The sequence below is a fragment of the Mycobacterium sp. TH-M25 genome, assembly GCF_057473665.1.
Genome location: NZ_JBYCLA010000475.1, coordinates 1 through 5820 on the forward strand (window position 1 = coordinate 1; position 5820 = coordinate 5820).

Below are 5820 nucleotides of genomic sequence, written 5' to 3' on the forward strand. Positions count from 1 at the left end.
CTCCAAATGCCGTGCCGTGACGAGTCGTTGACGGCGCTGGATCAATATTGACGAGGTGGTAACCCATACAATGGCCGCATCATGACCGCATCGGGGCCGGAGTCTGTCATCACCCCGATTTCGGGGCTGGTGGAGTTAGCGCTGCGCACGCCGGCGCTGCAGCGACTCATCGACCTGGCGGCCGACCGGCCCACGGAATTGGCGTTGGTCGGACCGGCCAGCTCGCGTGTGTTCGTCGCCGGCGCGCTCGCCCGGCAGGGGCCGCTGCTGGTCGTCACCGCGACCGGTCGGGAGGCCGACGACCTCACAGCTGAGTTGCGCGGCGTTCTCGGTGACGCCGTCGCGATGTTCCCATCCTGGGAGACGCTGCCGCACGAGCGGCTCTCACCCGGCGTCGACACCGTGGGCGCCCGGATGATGTTGCTGCGCCGGCTGGCTCACCCGCAGGACACCCGGCTCGGTCCGCCGCTGCGGGTGGTGGTCACCGCTGTCCGTTCGTTACTGCAGCCGATGGCGTCCCGGCTCGGCCTCGCCGAGCCCCTGACGCTTGCCCTCGGTGACGAGCTGGCCTTCGAAGACGTCATCACCCGGCTGGTCGAGCTGGCCTACACCCGGGTGGACATGGTCGGGAAACGCGGCGAATTCGCGGTCCGCGGTGGCATTCTCGACATTTTCGCGCCGACCGCCGAGCATCCGGTACGGGTGGAGTTCTGGGGCGACGAGGTCAGCGAGATGCGGATGTTCGCGGTGGCCGATCAGCGGTCCATCCCCGAGATCAGCGTCGACAACCTGGTCGCGGTTGCCTGCCGCGAGCTGCTGCTGACCGACGACGTGCGGGCCCGGGCGGCCGAGTTGGCCGGACAGCAGCCGCCGCCCGAGCACGGCGTCACCGGCGGCGTCGGTGACATGCTGGCCAAGCTTGCCGAGGGCATCCCGGTCGACGGGATGGAGGCACTGCTCTCGGTGCTATGTCCCGCGGACAGTGGGGCGCTGGCTCTGCTGACCGATCAACTGCCCGACGGCACGCCGGTGCTGGTCTGTGACCCGGAAAAGGTCCGCACCCGCGCGGCCGACCTGATCAAGACCGGCCGCGAATTCCTCGACGCGTCCTGGTCGGTGGCGGCAGTGGGCGGCGATTCGCCGATCGACGTCGAGCAACTCGGCGGATCCGGCTTCCGCGGACTCGCAGAGGTGCGCGACGCGGCGCGCCAAACCGGGCATCCGTGGTGGACGCTGTCCCAGCTTTCTGACGAGTCGGCGATCGAGCTCGACATTCGCGCGTCGCCATCGGCACGCGGCCACCAGCGTGACATCGACGAGATGTTCGCGATGCTCCGCGCGCACGTGTCGACCGGCGGGGTGGCTGCCGTCGTCGCGCCCGGCGCCGGAACCGCGCACCGGGTCGTCGAGCAACTGGCCGAATCCGACACGCCGGCAACGATGTTGGAGCCCGGGGCCGAACCCCAGCCAGGCGTCGTCGGCGTCCTCAAAGGCCCGCTGCACGACGGTGTGATCTTCCCCGGCGCAGGCCTGGTGATCGTCACCGAAACCGACCTGACCGGCAACCGGATGACCGCCACCGACGGCAAACGGCTGGCCGCCAAACGCCGCAACACCGTCGACCCGCTGGCCCTGACCGCGGGCGACCTGGTGGTGCACGATCAGCACGGCATCGGCCGGTTCGTGGAGATGACCGAACGCACCGTCGGGGGTGCACGGCGCGAGTACCTGGTCCTGGAGTACGCCTCGAGCAAGCGCGGCCAGCACGTGACCGACAAGCTCTACGTGCCGATGGATTCGCTGGATCAGCTGTCCCGCTACGTCGGCGGGCAGGCGCCGTCTCTCAGCCGGCTCGGCGGCAGCGACTGGACCAACACCAAAACCAAGGCCCGCAAGGCGGTTCGGGAGATCGCCGGCGAACTGGTGGCGTTGTACGCCAAGCGGCAGGCCAGCGCGGGGCACGCGTTCGGCCCGGACACGCCGTGGCAGGCCGAGATGGAAGACGCATTCGGCTTCACCGAGACCGTCGACCAGCTCACCGCGATCACCGAGGTCAAGTCCGACATGGAGAAACCGGTGCCGATGGACCGGGTGATCTGTGGTGACGTCGGCTACGGCAAAACCGAGATCGCGGTCCGGGCGGCGTTCAAAGCGGTCCAGGACGGCAAGCAGGTCGCGGTGCTGGTGCCCACCACGCTGCTGGCCGACCAGCATTTCCAGACGTTCACCGCACGGATGGCCGGGTTCCCGGTCCGGATCAAGAGCCTGTCGCGATTCACCGAGGGTGCCGAATCACGCGCGGTGCTGGACGGGATGGCCGAGGGCAACATCGACATCGTGATCGGCACCCATCGGCTGCTGCAGACCGGGGTGCGCTGGAAGGACCTCGGCCTGGTGGTGGTCGACGAGGAGCAGCGCTTCGGCGTCGAGCACAAGGAGCACATCAAGTCGCTGCGCACCCATGTCGACGTCCTGACGATGAGCGCCACCCCGATCCCGCGCACGTTGGAGATGAGCCTGGCCGGCATCCGCGAGATGTCGACGATCCTGACGCCGCCCGAGGAGCGCTACCCGGTGCTGACCTACGTCGGCGCGCAGGACGACAAGCAGATCGCCGCGGCGCTGCGCCGGGAGCTGCTGCGCGACGGGCAGGTCTTCTACGTGCACAACCGGGTCAGCTCCATCGACGGCGCGGCGGCGCGGGTGCGCGAGCTGGTGCCCGAAGCCAAGGTCGCCGTCGCGCACGGGCAGATGAGCGAGGACCTGCTCGAAACCACCGTGGAGGGATTCTGGAACCGCGAGTTCGACATCCTGGTGTGCACCACGATCGTCGAGACCGGGTTGGACATCTCTAACGCCAACACGCTGATCGTCGAGCGGGCCGACACGTTCGGGCTTTCCCAGCTGCACCAGCTGCGCGGACGGGTCGGCCGCAGCCGGGAGCGCGGCTATGCCTACTTTCTGTATCCGCAGCACACGCCGCTGACCGAGACCGCCTACGACCGCCTGGCGACGATCGCCCAGAACAACGACCTGGGCGCCGGCATGGCGGTGGCGATGAAGGACCTGGAAATTCGTGGTGCCGGCAACGTGCTGGGCGCCGAGCAGTCCGGGCACGTCGCCGGGGTGGGCTTTGACCTCTATGTCCGGCTGGTCGGCGAGGCCGTAGAAGCGTATCGCGCCGCGGCCGACGGGCAGACCGTGCTCAGCCCCGAGGAGCCCAAAGACGTCCGGATCGATCTGCCGGTGGATGCGCATCTGCCGCCGGACTACATCCCCAGCGACCGGCTACGGCTCGAGGGATACCGGCGGCTGGCCGCCGCGGCCGACAATGTTGCGGTGGACTCGGTGGTTGACGAGCTGATCGACCGCTACGGCGCGTTGCCCGAGACCGCCGAGTTGCTGGTGGCCGTGGCGCGGCTACGGCTGATCTGTCGTTCGGCCGGGATCACCGAAGTGTCCACGGCGTCAGCGGCCACGCTGCGGCTGTCGCCGCTGACCTTGCCGGACTCTGCGCAGGTTCGGTTGGCCCGTCGCTATCCGAGTGCGGGCTACCGCGCGACCACATCGACTGTGCAGGTTCCGATTCCCCGCGCCGGTGGCGTGGGTGCGCCCCGCATCCGCGACTCGGATTTAGTGCAGTTCGTAGGCCAATTGGTAGCGGCGCTGGTCGGCAAACCGGGAGAATCGACGCCGGGGGCCGAGCGGCGCGCACAATGACCTTCGCCGGTAGTGAGGAGGGGCGACGATGACTGTCATCTTGGTTGACCCGCGACGGCCGTCGCTGGTTCCGGTGGAAGCCATCGAACTGCTCTCCGGCGAAGTCCAGTACACCGAGGAGATGCCGATCGCGGTGCCGTGGTCGTTGCCGGCGGCGCGCCCTTCCCATACCGGGGAAGACGCTGCGGTGCTGCTGTCCTCCGATCCCGAGCATCCTTCGGTGACGGCGCGGTTGGCCGCCGGCGAGCGATTGATCTCTGCGCCCAGCCCGCAGCCGGGCGAGCGGCTGGTGGACGCAGTCGCGGTGATGGACAAACTGCGGACCGCCGGGCCCTGGGAGAGCAAGCAGACCCACGACTCGCTGCGCCGCTTCCTGTTGGAGGAAACCTACGAGCTGTTCGACGCGGTGCGCAGCGGCGACGCCGATTCGGTGCGCGACGAGCTCGGCGACGTGCTGCTCCAGGTGCTGTTTCATGCGCGTATCGCCGAGGACGCACCGGTGCACCCGTTCACCATCGACGACGTCGCCGACGCGTTGCTGCGCAAGCTGGGCAACAGGGCTCCGGGAGTGCTTGCCGGAGAGTCGATTTCGCTGGAAGAGCAGCTGGCACAATGGGAGGAGCGCAAAGCCCAGGAAAAGCCCCGCAATTCGGTTCTGGCTAACGTGCCCACTGGCCAGCCGGCTTTGGCACTGGCGCACAAGGTGCTGCAAATGGTCACCAAGGCCGGCTTCCCTTCGGACCTGGTGCCGGCAAACGTCACCACGGTCACCGTGACCGCCGATGTCGACGCCGAAGACGCCTTGCGCACCTCAGTGCTGGAGTTCATGGACACCGTGCGCGCCGTGGAAAAGGCGATCGCCGCCGAGCGTCGCGCGCCCGACGTCCCCGCCGAACTGGCGGTCGCCCCGCTCGGCTCCATCGTTGAAGAAGAATGGCGGAGCTGCTGGCCGGTGGATAGCACAACGGCCGGCCTCGAAGTCGAAACCATGCACGCTGCCGACGGTGCCGGTGCCGACTGACTATCGCGCGAGTGCGCGGCTGGCCGCATGCTCGAGCACCACACTGCGGCTGGCCGCAGTCTGGGCCATACGGCCGTGGGCCGTCGCGCTCGAATCTCATGGGACGATGGTCACGGAAATCGTGTCTTAGGGGTGTTGTGTGTCGCCAGTTCGTTGGCTGCGCGCGTTGGCCGTCGTAGGCGCAACGGCGCTGCTGTTGGCATCTAGCTGCTCATGGCAGCTGGGTCCTCACATTCCCAAAGGTGTGCCGCCGCCTCCAGGCGCCGCAGTGCCTCCGGTCGACACCTACGTCAAGGGCCGACCCGCCGACCAGTTGCACGCGTGGGCCGCCGGGCTCGCCCCGGCATTGCACATCCCGGTGACCGCTCTGGAGGCGTACGGCTACGCCGCGCGGGTCGCCGAGGTGGAGAACCCGAACTGCCATATCGCCTGGACAACGCTGGCCGGCATTGGGCAGGTGGAGAGCCACCACGGCACCTACCACCACGCGACGCTGTTTCCCAACGGCGATGTGCGTCCACCGATCAGGGGTGTGGTGCTCGACGGGACCAACGGCACGATGCGGATCATCGACAGCGTGGCGGGGATCGCCGGCGAGCCGGGCGGGATGGACGGTCAGCCGGACACCGTGCGGGCAATGGGGCCGATGCAGTTCATCCCCGAGACGTGGCGGGAGTACGGCGTCGACGCCAACAACGACGGCAAGGTCGATGTGGACAACATCGACGACGCCGCGCTGTCCGCTGCCGGGTATTTGTGCTGGCGAGGGAAGGATCTCGCCACCCCACGCGGATGGATCACGGCGCTGTGGGCCTACAACGACTCGGACGTCTACGCCCGCGCCGTGCGAGATTGGGCTACTGCCTATGCGGACGGGCACTCGCTCTGAGCGAGGCTTCAGGCTACGGGTCTCGCGGCAAGGCCCGGGAATTCCTCAACGGTGCTTCCGCGGCACAGCAATGCCAAAGGCACGGTGCAGAGCGAGAGCCCGCGGACGAAGTTGGAGGTTCCGTCGATTGGATCGAGAACCCAACGCCATGCCGTAGAGGCAATATCGGGTTGCCGCGCGGATTCCTCGC

3 protein-coding genes and 1 pseudogene are annotated in these 5820 nt (G+C 68.2%); 3 read left to right on the forward strand and 1 reads right to left on the reverse strand.

Annotated elements, in window-relative coordinates:
• Positions 1-81 precede the first annotated feature (81 nt).
• The 3 genes from mfd to AC2VOU_RS16110 all read left to right on the forward strand — a co-directional run bounded on the left by mfd (position 82) and on the right by AC2VOU_RS16110 (position 5630).
• Entirely contained in the window at positions 82-3720 is a 3639-nt protein-coding gene (gene mfd / locus AC2VOU_RS16100; RefSeq protein ID WP_486958273.1) for a transcription-repair coupling factor, read from the forward strand.
• Between the two features lie 28 nt (positions 3721-3748).
• Positions 3749-4741 carry a nucleoside triphosphate pyrophosphohydrolase gene (locus AC2VOU_RS16105; protein WP_486958274.1) on the forward strand — a complete coding sequence of 331 codons (993 nt, stop codon included), beginning with the start codon at positions 3749-3751 and terminating at the stop codon, positions 4739-4741.
• Positions 4742-4880: 139 nt separating this feature from the next.
• The gene (locus AC2VOU_RS16110) at positions 4881-5630 is read left to right on the forward strand and encodes a lytic transglycosylase domain-containing protein (protein ID WP_486958275.1); all 750 of its coding nucleotides are present in this window, start codon (positions 4881-4883) and stop codon (positions 5628-5630) included.
• Positions 5631-5677: 47 nt separating this feature from the next.
• On the opposite strand, the pseudogene AC2VOU_RS16115 reads toward AC2VOU_RS16110, so the two are convergent.
• A pseudogene (locus AC2VOU_RS16115) lies at positions 5678-5820 on the reverse strand (inositol monophosphatase family protein); the annotation flags it as partial.